This window comes from Pseudomonas urmiensis, assembly GCF_014268815.2.
Taxonomy (GTDB): Bacteria; Pseudomonadota; Gammaproteobacteria; order Pseudomonadales; family Pseudomonadaceae; genus Aquipseudomonas; species Aquipseudomonas urmiensis.
In genome coordinates, this window is sequence record NZ_JABWRE020000001.1 from 928,270 (window position 1) to 953,647 (window position 25,378).

The 25,378-nt window shown below is 62.5% G+C and carries 25 protein-coding genes; 21 read left to right on the forward strand and 4 right to left on the reverse strand.

All coding sequences use genetic code 11. The features are described 5' to 3' along the window. The first annotated feature begins 88 nt into the window (after positions 1–88). From fleN to HU737_RS04300, 12 genes are all read left to right on the forward strand, one after another. A complete protein-coding gene (gene fleN / locus HU737_RS04245; protein ID WP_186555991.1) occupies positions 89–922 on the forward strand; it encodes a flagellar synthesis regulator FleN in 834 nt (277 codons plus the stop codon). Further along, positions 919–1,659: an RNA polymerase sigma factor FliA gene (gene fliA, locus HU737_RS04250; protein ID WP_186555992.1), complete on the forward strand. Its 741-nt coding sequence runs from the start codon at positions 919–921 to the stop codon at positions 1,657–1,659. Before fleN ends, fliA begins: the two co-directional genes overlap by 4 nt. 104 nt (positions 1,660–1,763) lie before the next feature. Further along, the gene (locus HU737_RS04255; RefSeq protein ID WP_186555993.1) at positions 1,764–2,138 is read left to right on the forward strand and encodes a chemotaxis response regulator CheY; all 375 of its coding nucleotides are present in this window, start codon (positions 1,764–1,766) and stop codon (positions 2,136–2,138) included. A gap of 18 nt (positions 2,139–2,156) precedes the next feature. Beyond that, positions 2,157–2,945, forward strand: coding sequence for a protein phosphatase CheZ (locus tag HU737_RS04260; RefSeq protein ID WP_186555994.1), 789 nt, complete (start codon positions 2,157–2,159; stop codon positions 2,943–2,945). 12 nt (positions 2,946–2,957) lie between these two features. After that, positions 2,958–5,198 (forward strand): chemotaxis protein CheA, encoded by a 2,241-nt coding sequence (locus HU737_RS04265; protein ID WP_186555995.1) that lies wholly within the window; start codon positions 2,958–2,960, stop codon positions 5,196–5,198. A gap of 45 nt (positions 5,199–5,243) precedes the next feature. Then, a complete protein-coding gene (locus HU737_RS04270; RefSeq protein ID WP_186555996.1) occupies positions 5,244–6,380 on the forward strand; it encodes a protein-glutamate methylesterase/protein-glutamine glutaminase in 1,137 nt (378 codons plus the stop codon). Further along, the gene (locus tag HU737_RS04275; protein WP_186555997.1) at positions 6,380–7,120 is read left to right on the forward strand and encodes a flagellar motor protein; all 741 of its coding nucleotides are present in this window, start codon (positions 6,380–6,382) and stop codon (positions 7,118–7,120) included. Before HU737_RS04270 ends, HU737_RS04275 begins: the two co-directional genes overlap by 1 nt. Positions 7,121–7,123: 3 nt before the next feature. Then, positions 7,124–7,981 carry a flagellar motor protein MotD gene (motD, locus tag HU737_RS04280; protein WP_186555998.1) on the forward strand — a complete coding sequence of 286 codons (858 nt, stop codon included), beginning with the start codon at positions 7,124–7,126 and terminating at the stop codon, positions 7,979–7,981. Between the two features lie 78 nt (positions 7,982–8,059). Continuing rightward, the gene (locus HU737_RS04285) at positions 8,060–8,848 is read left to right on the forward strand and encodes a ParA family protein (RefSeq protein WP_186555999.1); all 789 of its coding nucleotides are present in this window, start codon (positions 8,060–8,062) and stop codon (positions 8,846–8,848) included. Then, the gene (locus tag HU737_RS04290) at positions 8,848–9,738 is read left to right on the forward strand and encodes a CheW domain-containing protein (protein WP_186556000.1); all 891 of its coding nucleotides are present in this window, start codon (positions 8,848–8,850) and stop codon (positions 9,736–9,738) included. The genes HU737_RS04285 and HU737_RS04290 overlap by 1 nt, the downstream gene beginning before the upstream one ends. A gap of 70 nt (positions 9,739–9,808) precedes the next feature. Beyond that, complete coding sequence (locus HU737_RS04295; protein ID WP_119143286.1) at positions 9,809–10,288, forward strand: chemotaxis protein CheW; 480 nt, start codon at positions 9,809–9,811, stop codon at positions 10,286–10,288. Between the two features lies 1 nt (position 10,289). Then, a complete protein-coding gene (locus HU737_RS04300) occupies positions 10,290–10,685 on the forward strand; it encodes a DUF2802 domain-containing protein (RefSeq protein ID WP_186556001.1) in 396 nt (131 codons plus the stop codon). A 33-nt stretch (positions 10,686–10,718) separates the two neighbouring features. Here HU737_RS04300 and HU737_RS04305 read toward each other — a convergent pair whose 3' ends face one another. From HU737_RS04305 to fliK, 4 genes are all read right to left on the reverse strand, one after another. Then, a complete protein-coding gene (locus HU737_RS04305) occupies positions 10,719–13,481 on the reverse strand; it encodes a dermonecrotic toxin domain-containing protein (RefSeq protein ID WP_186556048.1) in 2,763 nt (920 codons plus the stop codon). Positions 13,482–13,583: 102 nt separating this feature from the next. Continuing rightward, entirely contained in the window at positions 13,584–16,319 is a 2,736-nt protein-coding gene (locus HU737_RS04310) for a dermonecrotic toxin domain-containing protein (RefSeq protein WP_186556002.1), read from the reverse strand. A gap of 60 nt (positions 16,320–16,379) precedes the next feature. Continuing rightward, complete coding sequence (locus tag HU737_RS04315; protein ID WP_186556003.1) at positions 16,380–16,724, reverse strand: EscU/YscU/HrcU family type III secretion system export apparatus switch protein; 345 nt, start codon at positions 16,722–16,724, stop codon at positions 16,380–16,382. Next, a complete protein-coding gene (gene fliK / locus HU737_RS04320; protein WP_186556004.1) occupies positions 16,721–18,289 on the reverse strand; it encodes a flagellar hook-length control protein FliK in 1,569 nt (522 codons plus the stop codon). Before fliK ends, HU737_RS04315 begins: the two co-directional genes overlap by 4 nt. A gap of 152 nt (positions 18,290–18,441) precedes the next feature. Here fliK and ccmA point away from each other — a divergent pair, with 152 nt between their 5' ends. Genes ccmA through ccmI form a run of 9 tightly spaced genes read left to right on the forward strand, consistent with a single transcriptional unit; the run spans position 18,442 to position 25,378 of the window. Further along, positions 18,442–19,074, forward strand: a complete 633-nt coding sequence (gene ccmA, locus HU737_RS04325; RefSeq protein ID WP_186556005.1) for a cytochrome c biogenesis heme-transporting ATPase CcmA — start codon at positions 18,442–18,444, stop codon at positions 19,072–19,074. Further along, positions 19,071–19,739, forward strand: a complete 669-nt coding sequence (gene ccmB, locus HU737_RS04330; protein WP_186556006.1) for a heme exporter protein CcmB — start codon at positions 19,071–19,073, stop codon at positions 19,737–19,739. Before ccmA ends, ccmB begins: the two co-directional genes overlap by 4 nt. Positions 19,740–19,796: 57 nt before the next feature. Beyond that, positions 19,797–20,564 (forward strand): heme ABC transporter permease, encoded by a 768-nt coding sequence (locus HU737_RS04335; RefSeq protein ID WP_186556007.1) that lies wholly within the window; start codon positions 19,797–19,799, stop codon positions 20,562–20,564. Further along, positions 20,561–20,737: a heme exporter protein CcmD gene (ccmD, locus tag HU737_RS04340; protein ID WP_084858204.1), complete on the forward strand. Its 177-nt coding sequence runs from the start codon at positions 20,561–20,563 to the stop codon at positions 20,735–20,737. The genes HU737_RS04335 and ccmD overlap by 4 nt, the downstream gene beginning before the upstream one ends. Continuing rightward, positions 20,734–21,189, forward strand: a complete 456-nt coding sequence (ccmE, locus tag HU737_RS04345; protein ID WP_186556008.1) for a cytochrome c maturation protein CcmE — start codon at positions 20,734–20,736, stop codon at positions 21,187–21,189. The genes ccmD and ccmE overlap by 4 nt, the downstream gene beginning before the upstream one ends. Continuing rightward, complete coding sequence (locus tag HU737_RS04350) at positions 21,186–23,174, forward strand: heme lyase CcmF/NrfE family subunit (RefSeq protein ID WP_186556009.1); 1,989 nt, start codon at positions 21,186–21,188, stop codon at positions 23,172–23,174. The genes ccmE and HU737_RS04350 overlap by 4 nt, the downstream gene beginning before the upstream one ends. Then, a complete protein-coding gene (locus HU737_RS04355; protein ID WP_186556010.1) occupies positions 23,171–23,707 on the forward strand; it encodes a DsbE family thiol:disulfide interchange protein in 537 nt (178 codons plus the stop codon). The genes HU737_RS04350 and HU737_RS04355 overlap by 4 nt, the downstream gene beginning before the upstream one ends. Then, complete coding sequence (locus HU737_RS04360) at positions 23,704–24,192, forward strand: cytochrome c-type biogenesis protein (RefSeq protein ID WP_186556011.1); 489 nt, start codon at positions 23,704–23,706, stop codon at positions 24,190–24,192. The genes HU737_RS04355 and HU737_RS04360 overlap by 4 nt, the downstream gene beginning before the upstream one ends. Continuing rightward, on the forward strand, positions 24,185–25,378 hold the full coding sequence (gene ccmI / locus HU737_RS04365; protein WP_186556012.1) for a c-type cytochrome biogenesis protein CcmI: 1,194 nt from the start codon (positions 24,185–24,187) through the stop codon (positions 25,376–25,378). Before HU737_RS04360 ends, ccmI begins: the two co-directional genes overlap by 8 nt.

Genomic DNA, 25,378 nt, shown 5'->3' on the forward strand with positions numbered 1-25,378 from the left:
GAACGTAATGCAAAATACCTACATCAAGGGCTTCGAGAACAGCCCCACATGTGGCCTCGGTCCAAGCGAGACAAGGTAAAGAACAAATATGGGTAGCATGCATCCCGTACAGGTGATCGCCGTGACCGGTGGCAAAGGTGGCGTCGGCAAGACTAACGTTTCAGTGAACCTGTCCCTGGCGTTGGCCGAGCTGGGTCGTCGCGTCATGCTGCTGGACGCCGACCTGGGCCTGGCCAATGTCGACGTGCTGCTGGGGCTGACGCCCAAGCGCACTCTGGCTGACGTTATCGAAGGCCGCTGCGAGCTGCGCGATGTGCTGCTGCAGGGGCCAGGTGGCGTGCGCATCGTCCCCGCCGCCTCCGGCACCCAGAGCATGGTCCACCTGCAGCCAGCACAGCACGCGGGCCTGATCCAGGCGTTCAGCGAGATTGGCGACAACCTCGATGTGCTGGTGATCGACACCGCTGCCGGCATCGGCGACTCGGTGGTGAGCTTCGTGCGCGCCGCCCAGGAAGTGCTGCTGGTGGTGTGCGATGAGCCTACGTCGATCACCGACGCCTACGCGCTGATCAAGCTGCTCAATCGCGACTACGGCATGAATCGTTTCCGCGTCCTGGCCAACATGGCGCAGAGCCCGCAGGAAGGGCGCAACCTGTTCGCCAAGTTGACCAAGGTCACGGATCGCTTCCTTGACGTCGCCCTACAATACGTCGGCGCCGTGCCGTACGACGAGTGTGTGCGCAAGGCGGTGCAGAAGCAGCGCGCGGTCTATGAGGCCTTCCCACGGTCCAAGTGTGCATTGGCATTCAAGGCCATTGCGCAGAAGGTCGACAGCTGGCCGTTGCCTGCCAACCCGCGTGGGCACCTGGAGTTTTTCGTCGAGCGACTGGTGCAGCCCACCAGCGCGGGACCCGTCCTATGAGTGCAAGCGGTTTCAAGATGTACAGCAAGGCGTCCAAAGATGCCCAGTATGAGTTGATCGAGCGCTACGCGCCGCTGGTCAAGCGCATCGCTTATCACCTGCTGGCGCGTCTGCCGGCCAATGTGCAGGTCGAAGACCTGATCCAGGCAGGCATGATTGGCCTGTTGGAAGTGGCCAATAAATACGACGCCAGCAAGGGCGCTAGCTTCGAAACCTACGCCGGCATCCGCATCCGTGGCGCCATGCTCGATGAGGTGCGCAAGGGCGATTGGGCGCCGCGTTCGGTGCACCGCAACACCCGCATGGTCAGCGACGCGATGCGCGCCGTTGAAGCAAGAACCGGTCGCGACGCTAAAGATCACGAGGTTGCTGCCGAACTCCAATTGAGTCTCGATGATTACTACGGGATTTTGAACGATACCCTGGGCAGCCGCCTGTTCAGTTTCGACGACCTGTTGCAGGACGGCGAACATGAAGGCCTGCACGAGGATGGAGCCAGCGGCCAGATCGAGCCGTCGCGTGACCTTGAAGACGAGCGCTTCCAGGCCGCGCTGACCGATGCGATCGCCAATCTGCCGGAGCGTGAGCGCCTGGTGCTGGCGCTGTACTACGACGAAGAGCTGAACCTCAAGGAAATTGGTGAGGTGCTGGGGGTCAGCGAGTCGCGTGTCAGCCAGTTGCATAGCCAGTGCGCGGCGCGTCTGCGCAGTCGCTTGGGTGAATGGCGGGCGCGGTAACCGGGGTTCGCTGCAGTCGTTTTCACGTTGTACTGAATTGATTGAATGCGCGCTCGGGGGCCGAGCGCGTTTAAGACTGCTTGGAGGTCTACTTGAACAAAGACATGAAAATCCTCATCGTTGACGACTTCTCGACGATGCGGCGGATCATCAAGAATCTGTTGCGTGATCTGGGCTTCACCAACGTCAAGGAAGCCGATGACGGCGTCACCGCGCTGCCGATGCTGCACAGCGAGCACTTCGACTTTCTGGTGACCGACTGGAACATGCCGGGCATGAGCGGGATCGACCTGCTGCGCCAGGTGCGGGCCGACGAGCGCCTCAAGGGCATGCCGGTGTTGATGGTCACTGCCGAAGCCAAGCGCGACCAGATCATTGAAGCGGCCCAGGCCGGCGTCAATGGCTATGTGGTCAAGCCTTTCACAGCCCAGGTGCTCAAAGAAAAGATCGAAAAGATCTTCGAACGCGTGAACGGCTAAGTCACGCCAGGGGGCGCCATGGAGTCAAACAACACGTCTCTGGGTGAGTTCGAAACGACCCTGAAGAAGCATGCCCAGGAACTGGTCGAGAGCCTTGAGCGCGGCCGGTTTGGCGACGCGGTGCAGCTGATCCATCAGCTTAACCAGACGCGCGACCGCGGCCTGTATCAGGAAGTCGGCAAACTCACCCGCGAGCTGCACAGCGCGATCGTCAGCTTCCAGATCGACCCGGCCATGCCGCAGGCCGAGGAAGTCTCGCAGATCACCGATGCCACCGAGCGCTTGTCCTACGTGGTCAAGCTGACCGAGGGCGCCGCCAACCGCACCATGGACCTGGTCGAACAGAGCACCCCGGTGCTCAACGATCTAGCCAGCGAAGCCCAGGCGCTGAGCGCTGACTGGCAGCGCTTCATGCGCCGCGAAGTGGCCGCGCCGGAATTTCGCGAGTTGGTCAAGCGGGTCGACAGTTTCCTGACGCACAGCGCTGAAGGGAACCGCAAGGTCTCCGGGCATCTGAACGACATTCTCCTGGCTCAGGACTACCAAGACCTGACCGGGCAGGTGATCAAGCGCGTCACCGCGTTGGTCACCGAAGTAGAAAGCAATCTGCTCAAGCTCGTGCTGATGGCCAGTCAAGTCGACCGCTTCGCCGGTATCGAACATGACCACCAACAGCTGCGCGCTGAAAAAGATCAAGAAAAACATCCGACTCGGGGTGAAGGTCCGCAGATTCATGCCGATAAGCGTGAAGACGTCGTGTCCGGTCAGGACGATGTCGATGATCTGCTGTCCAGCCTGGGTTTTTAGGGAGCACGTTTAATGAGCTTCGGCGCCGATGAAGAAATCCTTCAGGATTTCCTGGTAGAAGCCGGCGAAATTCTTGAGCAACTGTCCGAGCAATTGGTCGAGCTGGAAAGCCGACCGGATGATGCCGACTTGCTCAATGCAATTTTCCGCGGTTTTCACACTGTAAAAGGGGGCGCCGGCTTCCTTCAGCTCAATGAGCTGGTGGAGTGCTGCCATATCGCGGAGAACGTCTTCGACATCCTGCGCAAAGGTGAACGTCGGGTCGACGCCGAGCTGATGGACGTGGTCCTCGAAGCGCTGGACACGGTCAACAGCATGTTCGGCCAGGTTCGCGAGCGTAGCGAAGTCACCCCGGCCACGCCTGAGCTGTTGGCGGCCTTGTCGCGTCTGGCTGAGCCCGGCGCCGCTGAGCCCGTGGCGACAGTCGTCGAAGAAGCCCCGGTGGCCCAGGCACCCGCCGCCGAACCGGACATCACCGACACCGAATTCGAGCAACTGCTCGACTCGCTCGATGCGGTCAAGGCCCAAGCGGCCGCTGCCGAACAGCTGCAGGGCGAAGCACCCAGCGCTGAAGGCGACGAAATAAGCGACGCTGAGTTCGAATCTCTGCTCGATCAGTTGCATGGCAAGGGCCAGTTCTCGCCTGAGGTCGTGGCCAGCGCTGCTGAGGCCGCTGCTCAGGCGCCGGTTGGCGATGAAATCACCGACGACGAATTCGAAGCGCTGCTCGACCAGTTGCATGGCAAGGGCACCTTCGCCGCCGATGCATTGCCAGCCACGGCGGCGCCTGCCGCTGCTGGCGCGCCTGCGGCGTCGGGCGATGAGATCAGTGAGCATGAGTTCGAAGCCTTGCTCGACCAGTTGCATGGCAAGGGCAAGTTCTCTGGCGACACGGCCACTGCCGAAACCCCAGCGGCTGCCGTTGCTGCCGCACCGGTAGCGGCCAAGGCCCAAGCTCAGCCTGCACCAACGCCTGCGCCCAAACCAGCCCCGGCGCCCGCTGCAGCGCCTGCACCTGCTGCTGCCAAACCGGCCGCCCCAGCCCGTGCCCCGGCCCCAACTGGCGAAAAGCACGTCAGCGAAGCGGAAACCACCGTGCGGGTCGATACCGCGCGCCTGGACGAGATCATGAACATGGTCGGCGAACTGGTGCTGGTGCGTAACCGCCTGGTGCGCCTGGGCCTCAATAGTGGCGACGAGGCCATGTCCAAGGCTGTGTCCAACCTCGATGTGGTCACCGCCGACTTGCAGACTGCGGTGATGAAAACCCGCATGCAGCCGATCAAGAAGGTCTTCGGCCGCTTCCCGCGCCTGGTCCGTGACCTGGCGCGCCAGCTCAAGAAAGAAATCAACCTGGAACTGGTCGGTGAAGAAACCGACCTCGACAAGAACCTGGTCGAGGCCCTGGCCGATCCGCTGGTGCACTTGGTGCGCAACGCAGTCGACCATGGCGTGGAAATGCCTGACGAGCGCGAAGCCTCTGGCAAGGCGCGCACCGGCAAGGTGGTGCTGTCGGCCGAGCAGGAAGGCGACCATATCCTGCTGTCGATCTCCGATGACGGCAAGGGCATGGACCCGAACATCCTGCGCGCCAAGGCGGTGGAAAAGGGCCTGATGGACAAGGACGCAGCCGATCGCTTGAGCGAGTCGGACTGCTACAACCTGATCTTCGCCCCGGGCTTCTCGACCAAGACCGAGATCTCCGATGTGTCTGGCCGTGGCGTGGGCATGGACGTGGTGAAAACCAAGATCTCCCAGCTCAACGGCTCGATCAACATCTACTCGGCCAAGGGCCAGGGCTCGAAGATCGTCATCAAGGTGCCGCTGACCTTGGCGATCATGCCGACCCTGATGGTGATGCTGGCCAACCAGGCGTTCGCCTTCCCGCTGGTCAACGTCAACGAGATCTTCCACCTCGACCTGTCGCGCACCAATGTGGTCGACGGTCAGGAAGTGGTGATCGTGCGCGACAAGGCGTTGCCGCTGTTCTACCTCAAGCGCTGGCTGGTCCAGGACCAGGTGCACGAGGAGCAACGCGAGGGCCACGTGGTGATTCTCTCGGTTGGCACCCAGCGCATTGGCTTCGTCGTCGACCAACTGGTTGGTCAGGAAGAGGTGGTGATCAAGCCGTTGGGCAAGATGCTTCAGGGCACGCCGGGTATGTCTGGCGCCACCATCACTGGCGACGGCCGCATCGCGTTGATCCTCGACGTCCCGAGCATGCTCAAGCGTTACGCCGCCAAGCGTTATTGATTTCGGTGGCGCAGCCTGGCGGTTGCGCCGCCTAATGGAGTGTTTATGGCAGTCAAGGTCCTGGTGGTGGATGATTCCGGTTTCTTCCGCCGCCGTGTCTCGGAAATTCTCTCGGCCGACCCGACCATTCAGGTCGTGGGGACCGCGACCAATGGCAAGGAAGCAATCGACCAGGCGCTGTCGCTCAAGCCCGATGTGATCACCATGGACTATGAAATGCCCATGATGGACGGCATCACCGCCGTGCGCCACATCATGCAGCGCTGCCCGACGCCGGTGTTGATGTTCTCCTCGCTGACCCATGAAGGCGCCCGGGTGACCCTCGATGCGCTGGATGCCGGTGCGGTGGACTACCTGCCGAAGAACTTCGAAGACATCTCGCGCAACCCTGACAAGGTCAAGCAGATGCTCTGCGAAAAGGTCCACACCATTTCGCGCAGCAACCGCCGCCTGGGCAGCTACGCCGCGCCTGCGCCGGCTGCAAGCCCAGCGTCGAGCAGCCACGCGCCTTCCAGCAGCTTTGCCAGCAGTGCTCCGGTGCGTGCTGCCGCGCCTGCACCTGCACCTGGGCGTAGCGCCGCGGCTCCCGCTGCAACGCACTCGCCCGCGCCCAAGCGCAAGCCGTACAAACTGGTGGCGATTGGGACCTCGACCGGTGGCCCGGTGGCCCTGCAGCGGGTGCTGACCCAGCTGCCGGCCAACTTCCCGGCGCCGATCGTGCTGATCCAGCACATGCCGGCAGCCTTCACCAAGGCCTTCGCCGAACGCCTCGACAAGCTGTGCAAGATCAGCGTGAAGGAAGCCGAAGACGGTGATGTGCTGCGCCCAGGCCTGGCGCTGCTGGCCCCGGGCGGCAAGCAGATGATGGTCGACGGCCGTGGCACGGTGAAGATCCTGCCGGGTGACGAGCGTCTGAACTACAAGCCCTGCGTGGACATTACCTTCGGCTCGGCAGCCAAGTCCTACGGCGACAAAGTGCTCTCGGTGGTACTCACCGGCATGGGCGCGGACGGCCGCGAAGGCGCGCGTTTGCTCAAGCAAGGCGGCAGCACCGTGTGGGCCCAGGATGAAGCCAGCTGCGTGATCTATGGCATGCCCATGGCCATCGTCAAGGCCAACCTGGCCGATGCGGTATACAGCCTGGACGAGATCGGCAAGCACCTGGTCGAGGCCTGCGTCTGATGGATGTCTTGAGCCTGATTGGCCTGATCCTCGCCTTCGTCGCCATCGTCGGTGGCAACTTCCTCGAGGGTGGCCACGTGGGTGCGCTGCTCAATGGCCCGGCGGCGCTGATCGTGCTGGGCGGCACCCTGGCGGCGGCGTTGTTGCAGGCGCCGTTGTCGTCGTTCAAGCGCGCGCTGCAGATTGTCCGCTGGATCATCTTCCCGCCGCGGGTAGACCTGGCTGGCGGTATCGATCGGGTAGTCAACTGGAGCCTCACCGCTCGCAAGGAAGGCCTGCTGGGGCTGGAAGGGGTGGCCGATGGCGAACCTGATCCGTATGCGCGCAAGGGCTTGCAGTTGCTGGTCGATGGCGCTGAGCCGGAGGCTATTCGTAGTATCCTTGAGGTCGACTTCCTGACCCAGGAAGGCCGTGATATCCAGGCCGCCAAGGTATTTGAAAGCATGGGCGGCTACGCGCCGACCATCGGCATCATCGGCGCGGTGATGGGCCTGATCCATGTGATGGGCAACCTGGCCGATCCTTCGCAATTGGGCAATGGCATCGCCGTGGCCTTCGTTGCCACCATCTACGGCGTGGCCAGTGCCAACTTGATCCTGCTGCCGATCGCCAACAAGCTCAAAGCCATCGTCATGCGTCAGTCGCGCTATCGCGAGATGCTCCTCGAAGGCCTGCTGTCGATCGCCGAAGGCGAAAACCCACGCTCGATCGAGCTGAAGCTGCAAGGCTTCATGGAGTAAGCCATGCGTCGCCGTCGTCACACCGAGGAACACGAGAATCACGAGCGTTGGCTGGTGTCATATGCCGACTTCATTACCTTGCTGTTCGCCTTCTTCGTGGTCATGTACTCGATCTCCTCGATCAACGAGGGCAAGTACAAGGTCATTTCCCAGGCCCTGCTCGGGGTGTTCAACGACCCTGAGCGGAGCATGAAGCCGATCCCGATCGGCGATGAGCAGCCGCTGAGCGTGAGGCCGGCCGAGCCTCTGATCAAGGACAGCGAGCAGACCGACGCGGGCCTGGCGCAAACCAGCAACGATCCTTTGCAGACCATCAGCGACGATGTGCGCGAAGCGTTTGGCGACTTGATCAAATCTGACCAGATGACTGTGCGTGGCAATGAGCTGTGGGTCGAGGTCGAGCTCAACTCGGCGTTGCTGTTCGGCAGTGGCGATGCCATGCCCAGCGACGTTGCCTTCGAGATCATCGAGAAGGTGGCCAATATCCTCAAGCCGTTCGCCAACCCGGTGCATGTCGAAGGCTTTACCGACAACATGCCGATCCGGACTGCCCAGTACCCAACCAACTGGGAACTGTCGGCCTCGCGCGCGGCGAGCATCGTCCGCCTGCTGGCGATGAACGGCGTCAACCCTGGGCGGATGGCCTCGGTGGGCTATGGCGAATACCAACCGGTGGCGAGCAACGACAGCGCCGAAGGGCGTGCGCGTAACCGCCGGGTGGTGCTGGTGATTTCGCGCAATCTGGAAGTGCGCCGCAGCCTCACCGGTACCGGCAGCGCCAATGCCACGCCGGATTCTGCGTTGCGCCGCGCTGGCACACAAAGTGCACCTGCAACGCCTGCAGCGGCGGGAGGGGGCTAGCCCCGTCAAATCCCCGTCACCCACATTCACACCGTTCCCGGCAGGGCAGGCGGCCATACCGGGAGGAAGCAAGGCACCATGAGAGTCTGGGCAGTAGCCAATCAAAAAGGTGGCGTCGGCAAGACCACCACTACCATCGCTCTGGCCGGGCTGCTGGCCGAGGCGGGCAAGCGCGTGGTCGTGGTCGACCTTGACCCCCACGGCTCGATGACCAGCTATTTCGGGCACAATCCCGATGCGCTGGAGCACAGCTGCTATGACCTGTTCCTGCACAAGGGCACGGTGCCTGATGGGCTGCCGGGGCAATTGCTGCTGCCGACCAGTGATGAGCGTATTTCCCTGCTGCCTTCGAGTACCGCGCTGGCCGTGCTCGAACGCCAGTCGCCAGGGCAGAGTGGCCTGGGCCTGGTGATCGCCAAGAGTCTGGCGCAGCTGTGGCAGGATTTCGACTTCGCCCTGATCGACAGCCCGCCTTTGCTCGGCGTGCTGATGGTCAATGCCCTGGCCGCCAGTCAGCAGCTGGTGATTCCGGTGCAGACCGAATTTCTCGCGGTCAAAGGCCTGGAGCGGATGGTCGGCACCCTGGCCATGGTCAACCGCTCGCGCAAGCAGGCGCTGCCCTACCAGATCGTGCCGACTCTGTTCGATCGCCGTACCCAGGCTTCCTTGGGCACGCTCAAAGTGCTGCGCGATACCTACGCCGAGAACGTCTGGCAGGGCTATATCCCGGTCGACACGCGTCTGCGCGATGCTAGCCGGGCGGGCGTCACGCCTTCGCAGTTCGACGGCAAGAGCCGCGGGGTGGTTGCCTATCGCGCCTTGCTCAAGCACTTGCTCACCTACAAATCCGCACTGCAGGTGGCCTGATGAACTCAGCCCGGCCCATTACCAGCAAGCCGCAGTTGGCCTTGCAGTCCTATCTGGACGGCTTGCTGCAGGAAGCTACCGAGACGTTCGAGGCGCCCGCTGCAGAGCCTGCGCCGAGCGAAGACTTCGAGGCTGCGGTACGCGAAGAGCAGGCCCGCGACGCCCAGCGTCAGGTCGAGCCTGCGCCAACGTTAGCCTCACGGCCTTTTGCCGAGCCGCAACCCAAGGTGCTCGCCACGGTGCTGGCGCCTGCCGCGCCAGTGGCAGAACCTGTGGTCACCGTGGTCGAGGCCCAGGTGGTGGTCGAAGCCAGTATTCCGGTGCTCACCGAAGTTCAGGCGCCTGAGCCAGTCGCGCCGTTGGTCGAAGTGCACCTGCCTGCGCCCAACGTTCCAGCGCCGCCAGCGACGGTTGACGGCCGGCCGCAGTGGGCCGCCGAGCCTTTCGAATGCTTGCTGTTCGATGTCGCCGGGCTGACCCTGGCGGTACCCCTGGTATGCCTGGGGTCGATCTATAGCCTGGCCGGCCAGGAGTTGACGCCACTGTTTGGCCAGCCGGACTGGTTCCTCGGCATCCTCAGCTGCCAGGCGGGCAATCTCAAGGTGCTGGATACCGCGCGCTGGGTGATGCCGGACCGCTACCGCGATGACTTGCGCCAGGGCTTGCAGTACGTGATTTCTGTCCAGGGCTATGAGTGGGGGCTGGCGGTGCATCAGGTCAGCCGTTCGTTGCGCCTGGACCCGAACGAGATCAAGTGGCGCAGCCAGCGCGGGCAACGTCCGTGGTTGGCCGGCACGGTGATCGAACACATGTGTGCCTTGCTCGATGTCGCTGAACTGGCCGAGTTGATCGCCAGCGGCGCCGTCAAGCAGTTGCACGCCAAACACTAATAAATGACGGCCGCTGCTGCCGCGGCCACACCGAGCACACCGCCGATGGCGGATTTTGAGGGGTAGGGGAATGAAAAAGTCGTCCGCACAAGGTTCCGAAGATCCGATCCTGCAGTGGGTAACCTTCCGCCTGGACAACGAGTCCTATGGCATCAATGTCATGCAGGTGCAGGAAGTCCTGCGTTACACCGAGATTGCTCCGGTTCCGGGTGCGCCGAGCTACGTGCTGGGCATCATCAACCTGCGCGGTAACGTGGTCACCGTGATCGACACCCGCCAGCGCTTTGGCCTGGTGCCGACCGAAGTGACCGACAACACCCGTATTGTCATCATCGAGGCCGACAAGCAAGTGGTCGGCATCCTGGTCGATAGCGTCGCGGAAGTTGTCTACCTGCGTCAGTCGGAGATCGAGACCGCGCCAAACGTGGGTAACGAAGAGTCGGCCAAGTTCATCCAGGGCGTGTGCAACAAGAATGGTGAGCTGCTGATTCTGGTCGAGCTGGACAAGATGATGACCGAGGAAGAATGGTCCGAGCTGGAGAACATCTGAGTTGATTTTCGAGGTTGCTGTCATCTTCCTGGCGCTGTTGTGGGCGCTGAGCCTGTGGTTTTTTCTCAACTACAGCAAGCGTCAGCGTGAGCTGGCCGCCCAGCAGGCTCAAGGTGATGCGCTGCGCGACCAGCGCATCAAGGACCTGGCCAAGCGCCTGGACGACTACCAGAATGGCACGGTGCGCATGGGTGAAGCGCTCCATGAGCTGCGTGCGGTGGTTGCGCCGTTGCCGGATAAACTCCAGCAGCTGGAGCAGCGTGACCCGAATGACGTGACCTTCACGCAGGCGGCCAAGCTGGTGGGAATGGGCGCCAGCGTCGAGGAGCTGACTCAAACCTGCGGCTTGACCCAGGCCGAGGCGCAACTGATGAGTAAGTTGCACCGTGGCGAGTGAGCAGAACAGGCGACCAGGGTCGCCTGTTTTCATTTAGGTATTGATCCACGCATGCTGGCCACCGACTTTGGCAAAGCGGCTGAGGGGCAATAGCTCTTTTTCAACGAGCATCCAAGCCTGTAGATTCACGTACAACCAGCTTTTGGTGCGGGGCATGCCATACAGCTTTCTGACCTGGCGCAGTCGGTACAGATCGGGGAGCAATCGGTCAACCACATCGGTGAACAGGGCCGGCCCGGTGAGGCAATTCAAGCGACTGGCATACTCATAAAATCCTGTTGGGTCTTCAGCCAGGCTTGGCTTTGTACGATAGAAATCCGGTTCATTCTGATAGCGTGCATGCATTTCATCAGAAATGGCCACCAAGGTCGGGTTACCTGGGTGGCTGCCGATCATGCTGGTATTGTACTGAAAGTGCATCCCTAGTTTTTCATTGGACATCGCCGGATGAAGCAGCAAGCCGTTTTTGCTGGTCGCCAGCTCCACTTCATCGATCGCCTCTGCCACGCACGCTCCGGCGCCAATACAGCCCAAGCGATTGCCGCTTGCGGCCAGTAACTCATCATCCAGGTCCATGTACAAACCGCCCTCATGGTGCAGCATTGGGTAGCGCAGTACATCGCAGGCTGACGGGTAGTTGGTGGCAACTCCTGCATTGCCATCCAAAGCGTCCTGGTACTGAGCGAAATACTTGCTTTGCTTGAATGAGATGAAGAAAGGTTGCTCCTCCAGTGTATGAACTTGCAGGTCAGGGGCCTTGCTCTTGAGTAGACGCAGGTTTTCCGTGTGCGCGACGGCGTCTGCGTTGGACAGGTACAACCGATACTGATAGGCGCCGCCCTTGAGCCGCTTGGCGTTCTTGGCAATATTTTCCAACAGCTCTGTATCGATGACCTTGTCTCCGACCCAGAGCGAGGTGATTGTCTTGGGAATCGCCTCGCCACGTATTGGCACAGGTAGCTCTAGCGGTATAGGTAGGTCTACCCCCAGACTGCGCAGGGTGGTGATCCGCATCGGATTGGTGACGGTTCGAGCATGTGGGTCAGCGCGTTTGACGTCGAATTCACCTGGAGTAGCCTGGTAGTAGGATGCGTCGACCTCATTGAGGCGGCTTTGCTCAATGAACAGATCGAACTCCATGTCATAGACCAGCTCCAGCTCGACTAGGTAGTTGCCTTCAATGATCTCCACAGCACTCAGCCGGTCGGGCATACCTGTGTACTGAGGAATGCGTGAAACCGGACTTGCTCCAGAGGGCAGCTCATCCAGTGGGGCAGTGGGATCGGGGCTGTGGAAGTAGGGCGCGACATCCAGTTCGGGCAGCCGCGGCGGGTAGCTCGGGCCCAGTGGGTAGCCTATCTGGTCGTTGACTCGGCTCGGCAAGACAAAACCATCGGCTTTGACCCGGAAGACTTCTGCACTTTTGGTCAGGCTCTCCACTGCCAAGGGCGTGGCATTGAACAAACCGTAAGCAATGTTGCTGACGCCATCGGCCTTCGCCTCCAGCGTCTTGCCATTGATCGCCTGATCCAACCCCAGGCCTAGCTGGGCTATGCCACCGAGCGCGAGCAGCGGGGCCAGGCCAGGTATTACAAACGTCATTGGCAGTAGCAGATTGAGCGCAGAGGTGAGATAGCCACGCCATCTGGCCTTGGTGACCTCGCTATTGCTGGTGATGATGAAGTCGGCATCGGCGTAACTGCGCTGCTGTTGTCGCAGCGTCACAGCCATGAACAGATCGCCGGTTAGCCGTGGGTTGTACTTTACCGGTCGGTAGTTGACATAGTCGCGTGGCGACCAGCGTCCATCAGTAGTAAAACCTGGTCGATCAGAAGACAGTCGATGGACGGCAGGGTAATCGCCCATGCCCGCCAGGGCTGTGTCAAGGCCACTGAAGTCGAGGCCATCTGGTCCATCGGCGAGGTTGAAATACTGTTTGAGCGCTTGACGTTTGGCGGAGGACTGACACTGTTCGCCGAACCAGTCCTTGAGCAGGTTTTGGTTGGCAAACTCCAGAAACGGCGAACTGTTGCCGGGTAGGTACAGCAGGCTCAGGTCAGTCTCGCCGTCGTTGATGAACAGAAGGTCTGTTGCGGCATACCCGTAAACGGTCAAGGTGCTCAAGCGCAGTTTGCGTCCTCGTGGTATCAGCCTCGCGGCACGCCAGACCAGCTTGCGTGCCATGTCACTGAGACTACCTTCGCTGACTTGCTTATTGCAGGCAGCAATGAAGTTGAGCTTGTTGGACAGGCGATGACTGTCCAGATGTTGTTGCCAATAACGGTCGAGCTGCGCTCGATAGCGGGAGTGAAAATCGAGCTTTTCGATAAAGCGCTGGAATTTTTCCGCGGGTATGTGTACCTGTGTGGCGGGCTCGTAGCGCATCGGGTCGGTGCGGCGGAACAACCCATTGAACACTTCAAACGCGGCGCTGTTATCGAACGGCCCGAGCGGCGCCAGGTGCTCGACGATCTTGATTGGGCCATTGGGCAAAGTGCCCGCCCAGGGGGCCGAAAACAGGGCGCCGATGGCGTCGTTGTTGGATTCGCCTTGCCAGTTGCCCAGCACCGCCTGAGTCAGGCTCAGGCGCTGCGTGATCAGCGCCTGATAGCGCTGCGGGCCATCAGGGCGATAGTGCAAGGTAACCACATCGATCCGGTCTGGATCCAGGGCCTGGCCGTTGCTCGATGCCCAGTCGCGTACGGCCTGAGCGGCCTCACGGTCAGGACGAGGGAAGTTCGCCAAGTGGTCGCGTACGTACTGTACGCCAGCGCTGCTGATGAAAGGTACGGGCATGTCGGTCACCGGGTTGGAAAGTGAGCCGACAGGTTTGCCGATCTGGTGGGTGCCGCAGCGGTAAATAATGCCGCCACCCGCGATCTGTTAAGTGCGTGTGTCTCAGGCCGTCCGCCAACTGTGCGCATGGCCAATCTCGGCAAGCTTGCCCAGTGGCAATTGGCTGTGCACCAGTTTGACGAACTGGCTCAGATCGAGGGTCTGGTGCAGATCGCGCAGCGGTGAGGTGACCAGTACGCACAGTTCGCGCAGCTGGCTCAATGACGGCAGCTGCTGGTCGATTACATCGTTCAGGACCGCCGGTCCGGTCAGGCGGCTAAGGCGGCGGGCATAAGCGTTGAATGCCATCGGCTGCAGATCGGGGTCAGGCCGTACATCGTAGAAGGTGGGGTCTTGTGCATAGCGCCGCAGGATCTCCTCGGAGATCGCTTCCAGCGTTGGGTTGCCCGGATGACTGCCAATCAGGCTGTTGTTGTACTTGAAGTACATGCCCAGCTGGTCGTTCGATACCGGTGGGGCGAGCAGCAGCTCTCGCGCACTGGCACGCAGCTCAAGTTGTCCCAGCAAATGTTCGCGGCCCTTGACCGAGGGCGACGGCAGTAGGCGATCGTCAGCGTCCAGGTAGATCCCGCCGATCTCGTTGAGTAGTCGATAACGCAGAATGTCGCTGGCCGAGCTGAAATTGGTTGCAGCACCGCCATTACCTTCGATAGCCGCTTGGTACTGGGCAAAGTAGGGCGAGCGCTCAAAGTGCTGAAAGAACGGTTCGTCTTCCAGGGGGCGCACGATAAGATTTGGCGCCTTGGCCATGAGCAGTGCACGGTTGTTCTGATACGCCTGGGGATTCATCCGTGACAGGAACAGTTGATAGCGGTAGCGGCTTGCGCTCACCACCTGGGCGTTGTGTTGCAGGGCGGCAAGAAATGCCCCATCGAGAATGCGATCACCGACCCAAAGGCTGGAGATCAGTCGAGGAATAGCTGTGCGGGTGACGTTATCGGGAGGCGCAAGTTCGATCGGCAGATCCAGTCGAATACCTAATGCATGCAGGCTGCGCATGCGCTGTCGGTCGGTGACGGTGCGTCCGGCAGGTCGCCTTACCAGGGCGCTGGCGGTATTGCTAGTGGTGATCCATCTGGGTGGGTTGAGCAGGGCCAGCTCGTCAACCTTGATGAAGCTGTCGCTATCGAGGTCGTAGTAGACCCAAGCGTTCACCGGGCCGGTGGCCTCATCGAGCAGCGCCGAAAAGCGCGGGGTGAACTCGGCGTCAATGTGAGTGCTCAGCGCCGCCCCAGCGGTGGCACTCACCACTTCATCCTGGCGAAAGGCGAGTTCAGCCGGTGGCAGTTCGAGCTCGGCGGGCGGGCTACTGGTGCGCGGGGCCTGTTCAAGCAGCTCGCGTAGCCGTGGCGACATGTAGCAGCCTGGCCGACGGTAGCGAAAGATTGCCTCGGGGCCGCTCAGGATGCCTGCGGCCAGGGGCAGCGCATTGAACAGGCCGAATGTCTGGTTAACCACCCCTTCGGCTTTATCGGCGAGCATCTTGCCATTGATGGCCTGATCCAAACCCAGGGCGAACTGCGCCAGACCGCCGGCCACCAGTAGCGGTGTAAGCTCCGGCACCACTAGCACTACAGGTGCCAGCAAGGCTATCGCGACATTCAGATAACGGCCCCATTTGCCCTTGTCGATCTGCTGATTGCTGATGATCTGCTGGTCGGCATCCTGATAAGCGCGATCCTTGTAGCGTTTGGCGAGGTACTCGAACAAATCGCCCTGGATCGGCGGGCTGTACTTATCGGCTTTGTAGTTGATCATCTCATTGGGTTGCCACAAGCCGCTGGTGGCCAGGCCGCTGTGGTTGCTGCTCAGTCGGTGCGGCTTGGGGTACAGGCCAAGCCCTTGCAGAGCAGTCTCAAGACCACTGAAGTCCAGACCATCGGGCCAGTCGGCGCGGGCGAAGCAATCGAGTAGCGCGGTGCGTCGAGCGGAGTCCTGACACTGTTGGGCAAACCAGTGCTTCATGGCCGATTGGTCGGCGAACTCGTGCAAAGGAGAAGCGTTGCCGGGCAGGTACAGCAGGGTGAAATCACTGTTCGAATGCTTCAGGCAGAGGATCGCGGTGGCGGTGTAACCGTAGACGTTGAGCAGCGACGCCTGCAGTGTTGCGCCGCGCTGGCGAATCAACCCCAGCGCCTGCCAGGCCAGGCGCCGCCCTTGTTCCGACATGCTGCCTTCCTCGACCTGTTTGTTGCAGGCGGCTATCAAGCTGATCTTCAGAGCACGCTGGTACAGAGGCATGCGATGCTGCCAATAGCGGTCGAGACTCTGCTTGAAGTGCTGATGAAAATCCAAGTTCCAGATAAAGTCCTGGAAATCTTCGGCACGGATGCCTATATGGTTGCTTGGGCTATATTCGGTCTCTGCCCGGTGCGTGTACAGACCATTGAACACCAGGTACTCGGAGTAGTTGGACAATGCCCCAGGCCGATGCAGATGGTCGACCAGCCTGGCCGTGTGACTTGGCGCAAGCCCAGCCCAATCGCCGTAATGGAAACCGTGGTAACCCTCGGCAGGTTCGCCTTGCCAGTTGCTCAGCAGCGCCTCGACCAGATTCATTTTCTGACTGACCACGGCATTGTCATGCCATCCCGAGTCACGGCTATTGGGCGCGTTCTGGTAGTGCAGGGTGACCACATCGATGTCGCGCGGGGCGGTGGATACGCCGCGCTCGTGCAACCAGTCTTTTAGCAGGGTTTCGGCATGCTGGTCCGGGCGCGGGAAGCCGTCGAGCGCTTCGCGCACTAGGTCAGCGGGAGAGGGGTTGAGATAAGGCATGGCTAGCTGAACCTGAGCTGGGAAAACTGCAGGTTCGGCCAAGACCCAGGCCAGCAGGTGCTAGATAGTGCTACGCCCGTTCGGCAGGCCCAGCAGCGGTGGGGTGATATCGCGCTCGCTGGCCGCGTCATCATTGAAACCCGCCGGGACCTTGCCGCGTAGCTGCCAGGCGAAGGCAATGATTTCGGCGATGGTCAGGTACAACGCTTCGGGAATCTGTTCGCCCAGCTCCAGGCGTGCCAGCAGGCGGACCAGCTCGGCGTTCTCGTAGATTGGCACTTCGTGTTCGCGGGCGATCGCCAGGATCGCTTCGGCCAGGGCGTCATCGCCCTTGGCGCTGAGGGTGGGCGCCTGCTGGCCGTCATAGCTCAGGGCGATGGCCTGACGTGGCGGTTGCTTGCTCATGCGGTTTCGTCCACCCAGCGTTGCTCCAGTCGGGTCCGAGGGCCTTGCGGCGGGATACCGGGGCGGCACTCCAGATCCCCTACATCCAGGCCACGCTGGAGCAGACGCTCTCGCAGGTGGCCCAGTTGGCTGTCGATCAGCTCGGCGGTGCGCGGTAGCTCCGCCCACAACTGCCCGGACAGCCGGCCTTGGCTCAGTTGCGCCTGCACCTGCAACGGGCCAAGCGGGGCCAGGTCGAATGCCAGCTCGATGCGCCATAGCGATTGCTGTGGATCACGTTGCTCACGCTGCGGGTCGGCTTGCTGCTGCGGCGTCTCCTCGCGTTGCAGTTTGACCTGCAAGGGGATGAAGTCCTGGCCATGACGCACGGGGATCTCGGTTTGCCAGGTGGTCTGCAGGTTGCCGTTATCCAGCGTACCGGTCTGCTGCAAGCTGGACAGGGCATGGCTTTGCAGGCGCGAGATGGCGGCGGCGGCCAGGCGCAGCAGCTGTTGCAGGTCGGCCTCCTGCTCAAGGTTTTGCAGCAGGCGCGAGGGCAGCGGAAAGCTACCCGGTTGTGGCCGCGGGCTAACCTTGTCGAGCATCCCCAAGGCACTGCGCGCCATGCCAGGCAGCACTTGGGCCAGGGTGTTAGCGGCAATGGTCGGATTGAGCATTGGGTTGCCCGGCACGCCGGGCAAAGCTTGCGCCACCAGCCTGACCAACTGCGCCTTGAGGTCGGGCACGATGCCTGCGCTCAAGCCGCCCAGCAGTTTCGCCTCGAGAAATGCGCCGCTGTTGTTCAGCGCCTGCGCCACCGCCTTGGCATCGCCCAGTTGACTGGCCTGCGGCAGGCTGGCCAACAGGCGCTCGGCGCTGGCGCGCAGTTCGCCAGTGCCACCAGGGCTGCTGGTCAATTGTTGCAGCGCGTTCAATACCCCTGGCAGCGATGCCTGTCGGCTCTGTTGCGAGGCCAGCTGCTGGGAGACCAGCAATTGATCCTGACGACCGCTCAGCGGCACGAAACGCAAAGATTGATCGCTTTGCACCAAGGCGCTGAGCAGGCTGCCAACCGCCAGTGGCCGGGGGCTTTCGATGCTCAAGGTGGCGCCGGCCTGGCTGCTGTTGAGCAGGCTGACCAGCGAACGGAAACTGGCCGCCTCGCCCGGATTGACCGGCAGCGCCTGGTTAGTCAGCACTTTGCCTTGCAGCAGGGTGCCCACCGGTATTTGTGCGGTGTCCAGGCGGGTGAGGGTGCTGACGTTGCTGGCGTTGGCCTGCTGCACCATGACCGCCAGGCGGTTGCCGTCAGCCTGGCTGACCATCAACTGAGTGCCGGGTGGCAGTGGCTGGCTGGCAGTGGTCTGAACTTGGCTCTGGGTACCGTTGGCCAGGGTCAGGCGCAGCAGCAACTGGAAGTCGACGCCCAGCTGGCGCAAGGACATTACCTCGGCCTTGGCCGTTTCGCCAGGCGGCACGAGACCGGGCTGCGGCTGCAGCAGGCGCAGCAGTTCGCCGGTCATGGCGGCCTTGGCCGCTTGCGGGCCTAGCGCGGTTTGTGCGCCGAGACTATTGATTTCGGTCATGATTGTATACAACCTGTGGAGCCAGCCCTCTTGGCAGCGAGTCGTCGCATGTAATAATGCCGCCCGCGCCGCCCGCCACTGCCCACTATAACGGCAGGGCAGGGGGTGACTTGAGATATTGGCCGAGACCCGACACAGAATAAGGCGAAACCGTGACCCTGGACCTTCAAGCCACTGGCCTGGCCTGCGAGCGCGACTGGCGCCTGCTGTTCGAGCACCTGGATTTTCAGCTGCGCCCTGGCGACATGCTCCAGGTCAGCGGCCCTAACGGCAGCGGCAAGACCAGTCTGCTGCGCCTGTTGGCGGGGTTGATGCAGCCGACTGCCGGACAGATCCTGCTCAATGGCCAGCCGTTGACCGAGCAGCGCCATGCCCTGGCCAGCATCCTCTTGTGGATCGGCCATGCCGCTGGCATCAAGGACCTGCTCACTGCCGAAGAGAACCTCGCATGGCTGTGCGCCCTGCACCAGCCCGCCACCCCCGAGGCTATCTGGCAGGCGCTGGCAGCGGTGGGCCTGCGCGGCTTCGAGGATGTGCCGTGTCACACCTTGTCGGCCGGCCAGCAGCGCCGCGTGGCGCTGGCTCGACTGTATCTGCACAGCCCACCGCTGTGGATCCTCGACGAACCGTTCACTGCCCTGGATAAACAGGGTGTGGCTCAGCTTGAGGCGCATCTGGCGGCCCACTGCGAAGCCGGTGGCACGGTCGTGTTGACCACCCATCACACCCTCGAGCGCAAGCCGTCCGGTTATCGTGAACTGAATGTGGGGCAGTGGGCGGCATGAGCGTATTTGTCCTGTTGTTGCGGCGCGAGGCCCGCTTGTTGTTCCGCCGCCCGGCGGAGTTGGCCAACCCCTTGGTGTTCTTCGCGATCGTGGTCGCCTTGTTTCCACTGGCGGTCGGCCCTGAGACACAATTGTTGCAAACCTTGTCGCCGGGGCTGGTCTGGGTCGCCGCTTTGCTGGCGGTATTGCTCTCGCTGGACGGGCTGTTTCGCAGTGATTTCGAGGACGGCTCGCTCGAGCAATGGGTGCTGTCGCCGCATCCGTTGCCGATGCTGGTGCTGGCCAAGGTGCTGGCGCACTGGATCTTTTCCGGGCTGGCGCTGGTATTGTTGGCTCCGCTACTGGCACTGATGCTCGGTCTGCCATCGAGTTGCCTGCCGGTGTTGCTCGCCTCGCTGCTGCTGGGCACGCCGATACTGAGTTTGCTCGGTGCGGTGGGCGCGGCGCTGACGGTCGGTCTCAAGCGCGGCGGTTTGCTGCTGGCGTTGCTGATCTTGCCGTTGTATATCCCAGTATTGATCCTGGGCAGTGGCGCCTTGCAAGCGGCGTTGCAGAATATGCCGGCGACCGGCCATTTGTTGTGGCTGGCCAGCCTGTCTGCCCTGGCTGTGACCTTGGCACCCTTTGCGATAGCGGCCGGCCTGAAGATCAGCGTCGGCGAATAACGAGATCTGGGCCTACGGATTGACGCCTAAAGCCCAGCCAAGACCGGATGTACCCTGATGAAAATAAGCTGGACGTGGTTCCATAAGCTCGGTTCCCCCAAATGGTTCTATGCCATCAGCGGCCGCATGCTGCCGTGGCTGACCATCGCTGCCATCGCGCTGCTGGCGGTGGGCATCACCTGGGGCCTGGCGTTCGCCCCGCAGGACTACCAGCAAGGCAACAGCTTTCGCATCATCTATATCCACGTGCCTGCTGCCATGCTGGCGCAGTCGTGCTACGTGCTGCTGGCGGTGGCCGGCATCGTCGGTCTGGTATGGAAGATGAAGATCGCCGACGTCGCCCTGCAGTGCGCGGCGCCCATTGGCGCCTGGATGACTGCGGTGGCATTGCTGACCGGGGCGATCTGGGGCAAGCCGACCTGGGGTAGCTGGTGGGTCTGGGATGCCCGCCTTACGTCGATGCTTATCCTGCTTTTCCTGTACTTCGGCATCATTGCGCTGGGCCAGGCGATCAGCAATCGTGACAGCTCGGCCAAGGCCTGCGCGGTGCTGGCGATCGTCGGCGTGGTCAATATTCCGATCATCAAGTACTCGGTTGAGTGGTGGAACACCCTGCACCAGGGCGCGACCTTCACCCTTACCGAAAAGCCCGCCATGCCGGTCGAGATGTGGCTGCCGTTGCTGCTGACGGTGCTGGGCTTCTACTGCTTCTTCGGCGCGGTGCTGCTGCTGCGCATGCGCCTTGAAGTGCTCAAGCGCGAGGCGCGCGCCAGTTGGGTCAGGGAGGAAGTGTTGAACAGTCTGGGTCAGAGGGCGGTGCGATGAGCTTTGCCTCGTTCGGCGATTTTCTCGCCATGGGCCACCATGGCCTGTACGTCTGGTCGGCCTACGGCATCTGCCTGGCCGTGCTGGCGCTCAATGTCGCGGCGCCACTGCTGGCCCGACGTCGCTACCTGCAAGAAGAGGCGCGCCGTCTGCGCCGGGAGAACAACCAGTGAATCCGCAGCGCAAGAAACGCCTGTTGCTCATCCTCGGCCTGCTGGTCGGTGTCGGCATCGCCCTTGGCTTCGCCCTGAGTGCCCTGCAGCAGAACATCAACCTGTTCTATACACCGACCCAGATCGCTAACGGCGAAGCGCCACAGGACACCCGCATCCGCGCTGGCGGCATGGTCGAGAAAGGCTCGGTACAGCGCTCGTCCGATTCGCTGGACGTACGCTTCGTGGTCACCGACTTCAACAAGTCGGTGCCAATCACCTACCGCGGCATCCTGCCTGACCTGTTCCGCGAAGGGCAGGGCATCGTCGCCCTGGGCAAACTCAATGCCCAGGGCGAGGTGGTGGCCGACGAAGTACTGGCCAAGCACGATGAGAAATACATGCCGCCAGAGGTCACCAAAGCCCTCAAGGAAAGCGGCCAGGCGGCAAATGGCGTGGAGCGCAAACCATGAACGCAGCCTTGGTAATCCCTGAACTGGGCCAGCTGGCGATGATCCTGGCGATCTGCTTTGCCGTAGTGCAGGCCAGCGTGCCGCTGCTCGGCGCCTGGCGCGGCGACAGCCTGTGGATGAGCCTGGCGCGCCCTGCGGCCTGGGGCCAGTTCGCCTTCCTCAGCTTTGCCTTCGCCTGCCTGACCCACGCCTTCATGACCGACAACTTCTCGGTCGCCTATGTCGCCAGCAACTCCAACAGCGCCTTGCCTTGGTACTACAAGTTCAGCGCGGTGTGGGGCGCGCACGAGGGCTCGCTGCTGCTGTGGGCGTTGATCCTCGGCGGCTGGACCTTTGCCGTATCGGTGTTCTCGCGCCAGTTGCCACAGGTGATGCTGGCCCGGGTGCTGGCGGTGATGGGCATGATCAGCGTCGGCTTCCTGTCGTTCCTGATCATCACCTCCAACCCGTTCCAGCGCCTGTTGCCGCAGGTGCCGACCGATGGTCGCGACCTCAACCCCTTGCTGCAGGACTTCGGCCTGATCGTCCATCCGCCGATGCTCTACATGGGCTATGTCGGGTTCTCGGTGGCCTTCGCCTTCGCCATCGCCGCCTTGCTCGGCGGCCGCCTGGATGCGGCCTGGGCGCGTTGGTCGCGGCCGTGGACCATCGTCGCCTGGGCCTTCCTCGGCGTCGGTATCACCCTGGGCTCGTGGTGGGCTTACTACGAGTTGGGCTGGGGCGGTTGGTGGTTCTGGGACCCGGTCGAAAACGCCTCGTTCATGCCCTGGCTGGTCGGCACGGCGCTGATCCACTCGCTGGCCGTCACGGAAAAGCGCGGGGTGTTCAAGAGCTGGACGGTGTTGCTGGCGATTGCCGCCTTCTCGCTGAGCCTGCTGGGCACCTTCCTGGTTCGCTCCGGGGTGCTGACCTCCGTGCACGCGTTTGCCGCCGACCCTTCACGCGGCGTGTTCATCCTGATCTTCCTGCTGTTCGTGGTCGGCGGCTCGCTGACCTTGTTCGCCCTGCGCGCGCCAGTGGTCAAGAGCCACGTAGGTTTCGCCCTGTGGTCGCGTGAGACGCTGCTCCTGGCCAACAACCTGGTGCTGGTGGTGGCCGCGTCGATGATCCTGCTCGGCACCCTCTACCCACTGGTGCTCGATGCCCTGACCGGCGCCAAGCTGTCGGTCGGCCCGCCGTATTTCGATGCCTTGTTCCTGCCGTTGATGGCGCTGCTGATGGTGGTGCTCGGTGTCGGCGTACTGGTGCGCTGGAAAGATACCCCCGGCAAGTGGCTGGCAAGCATGCTGACCCCGGTACTGATTGGCAGCGCGATCCTCGCGCCGGTCGCAGGGTTTATCGCCGACGACTTCGACTGGCCGGCGCTGGCGACCTTCGCCCTGGCGGCCTGGGTGGTTCTGGCCGGGCTGCGCGACATCCTCGACAAGACCCGCCACAAAGGCCTGGGCAAGGGCCTGCGCGGCCTGTCGCGCAGCTACTGGGGCATGCACCTGGCGCACCTGGGCCTGGCGGTGTGCGCCCTGGGCGTGGTGCTGTCGAGCAACAACAGCGCCGAGCGCGACCTGCGCATGGCGCCGGGCGAGAGTGTCGAGCTGGGCGGCTATCACTTCCTGTTCGAAGGCGCCAAGCACTTCGAGGGGCCGAACTTCATCTCCGACAAGGGCACTGTGCGGGTCTCGCGTGATGGTCGGGAGATCTCCGTGCTGCATCCCGAGAAGCGCCTGTACACCGTGCAGCAGTCGATGATGACCGAGGCCGGCATCGATGCCGGCTTCACCCGTGACCTGTATGTCGCCCTCGGCGAGCCGTTGGAGAACGGCGCCTGGGCGGTGCGGGTGCACATCAAGCCTTACGTTCGCTGGATCTGGCTGGGCGGTCTGTTGACCGGCCTGGGCGGCTTGCTGGCGGCCTTCGACCGGCGCTACCGCGTCAAGGTCAAGACCCGGGTGCGTGATGTCCTGGGCGTGTCTGGAGCAACTGCATGAAGCGTTGGATCATGGTCGTGCCATTGGCGGTGTTCCTGCTGATGGCGGTGTTTCTCTACAAGGGGCTGTTCCTCAAGCCCGACGAACTGCCTTCGGCAATGATCGGCAAGCCGTTCCCGGCGTTCTCCCTGGCCTCGGTGCAGGGCGAGCGAACCCTGACCCAGGCGGATCTGTTGGGCCGCCCGGCGCTGGTCAACGTGTGGGGCACCTGGTGCCCATCGTGCAAGGTCGAGCACCCGTACCTGAACCAGTTGGCCGAGCAGGGCGTGGTGATTCATGGCGTCAACTACAAGGACGACAACGCCGCCGCGCTGAAATGGCTGGCCGAATTCCACAACCCCTATCAGCTGGACATCCGCGATGAGCAGGGCAGCCTCGGGCTGGACCTGGGCGTGTATGGCGCGCCGGAGACCTTCCTGATCGATGCCAAGGGCATCATTCGCTACAAGCATGTCGGCGTCGTCGATGCCACGGTGTGGCGCGAGCAGTTGGCGCCGCTGTACCAGGGCCTGGTTGATGAGGCCAAGCCATGAAGCGGGGGCTGGCAGCCGCTGTGCTGGGGCTCTTTCTGGGCTTGGGCCTGGCCGGGGTGGCCAGGGCGGCCATCGATACCTATCAGTTTCGTGACGACGCCGAGCGCGAGCGCTATCAGCAACTGACCAAGGAGCTGCGCTGCCCCAAGTGCCAGAACCAGGACATCGCCGACTCCAACGCGCCGATCGCCGCCGACCTGCGCCGGGAGATCTTCCGCATGCTCGGCGAAGGCAAGAGCAATCAGCAGATCGTCGAGTTCATGGTCGACCGCTACGGCGATTTCGTGCGCTACAAACCGGCCCTGAGCGGGCGCACCTGGCTGCTCTGGTTCGGCCCAGGGATCCTTCTGCTCGGTGGCTTCGTGGTGCTGGCGGTGATCGTCCGTCGGCGTCGGCGCCCAGTGGCCGCTGGCTCCCAGGAGCTGTCTGCCGAACAACGCGAACGTCTCGCCAAACTGCTGGAAAAAGAACGTACCCATGACTGAATTCTGGCTTAGCGCGGGCCTGCTGTTGCTCGCTGCCCTCGGCTTTTTGCTGATCCCGATCCTGCGTGGCCGTCGTCGCCAGCAGGAAGAAGACCGCACCGCCCTCAACGTGGCCCTGTACCAGGAGCGGGTTGCCGAATTGACTGCACAACAGGCTGCCGGCGTGCTCGATGCCGAGCAACTGGCGAGCGGCCGTGATGAAGCGGCGCGCGAGCTGCTGGCCGATACCGAAGAGGCCCAAGCGCCGCCCCAGGGCCATCTGGGCAAGGCACTGCCGCTGCTGGCGGCGGTACTGGTGCCGGTGATGGGGTTGGGGCTGTATCTGCATTTCGGCGCTGCCGAGCAGGTCGAGCTGACCCGCGAATTCGCCGAGGCGCCCAAGTCCATGCAGGAGATGACCAGCCGTCTGGAGCGAGCGGTTCAGGCGCAGCCGGATTCTGCCGAGGGCCTGTATTTCCTCGGTCGCGCCTATATGGCCGATCAGCGCCCGGCGGACGCTGCGCGAACCTTCGAGCGCGCGGTAGCCTTGGCAGGCCGTCAGCCCGAATTGCTGGGGCAGTGGGCGCAAGCCTTGTATTTCGCGGCTGACAAGCAGTGGAGCGCGCAGGTGCAGACGCTGACCGACGAAGCCCTCAAAGCTGATCCAAAAGAAGTGACCAGCCTGGGGCTGCGTGGCATCGCTGCGTTCGAGGGCGAGCGCTATCAGGAGGCTATCGATTATTGGCAGCGCTTGCTGGCGCAACTGCCCGAGGGTGATGCCTCGCGAGCGGCGTTACAAGGGGGGATCGATCGCGCCGCCGAGAAACTTTCCGCTACTGCTGGCAAGCCTGCGCAAGCGGCGCCTGCAGCGCGTTTGAAAGTGCGAGTTGAACTGGCCGCGGCGCTCAAGGACAAAGTCCAGCCGGGCGATACCGTGTTCATTTTTGCCCGCGCCAGCAAAGGCCCGCCCATGCCGGTCGCGGCCAAGCGGGTGACCATTGCGCAATTGCCAATCGACGTCGAGTTGTCCGATGCCGACGCGATGATGCCGCAGATGAAACTGTCCGATTTCAGCGAAGTCCAACTGGTTGCACGCGTCTCGCGCGCAGGCCAACCGACCCAAGGTGAATGGGTTGGCCAGAGCGCGCCGCTGAGCAACCGCACTGCCGGCACTCAGCACCTGACCATCGACAGCCCCGACCGCTAA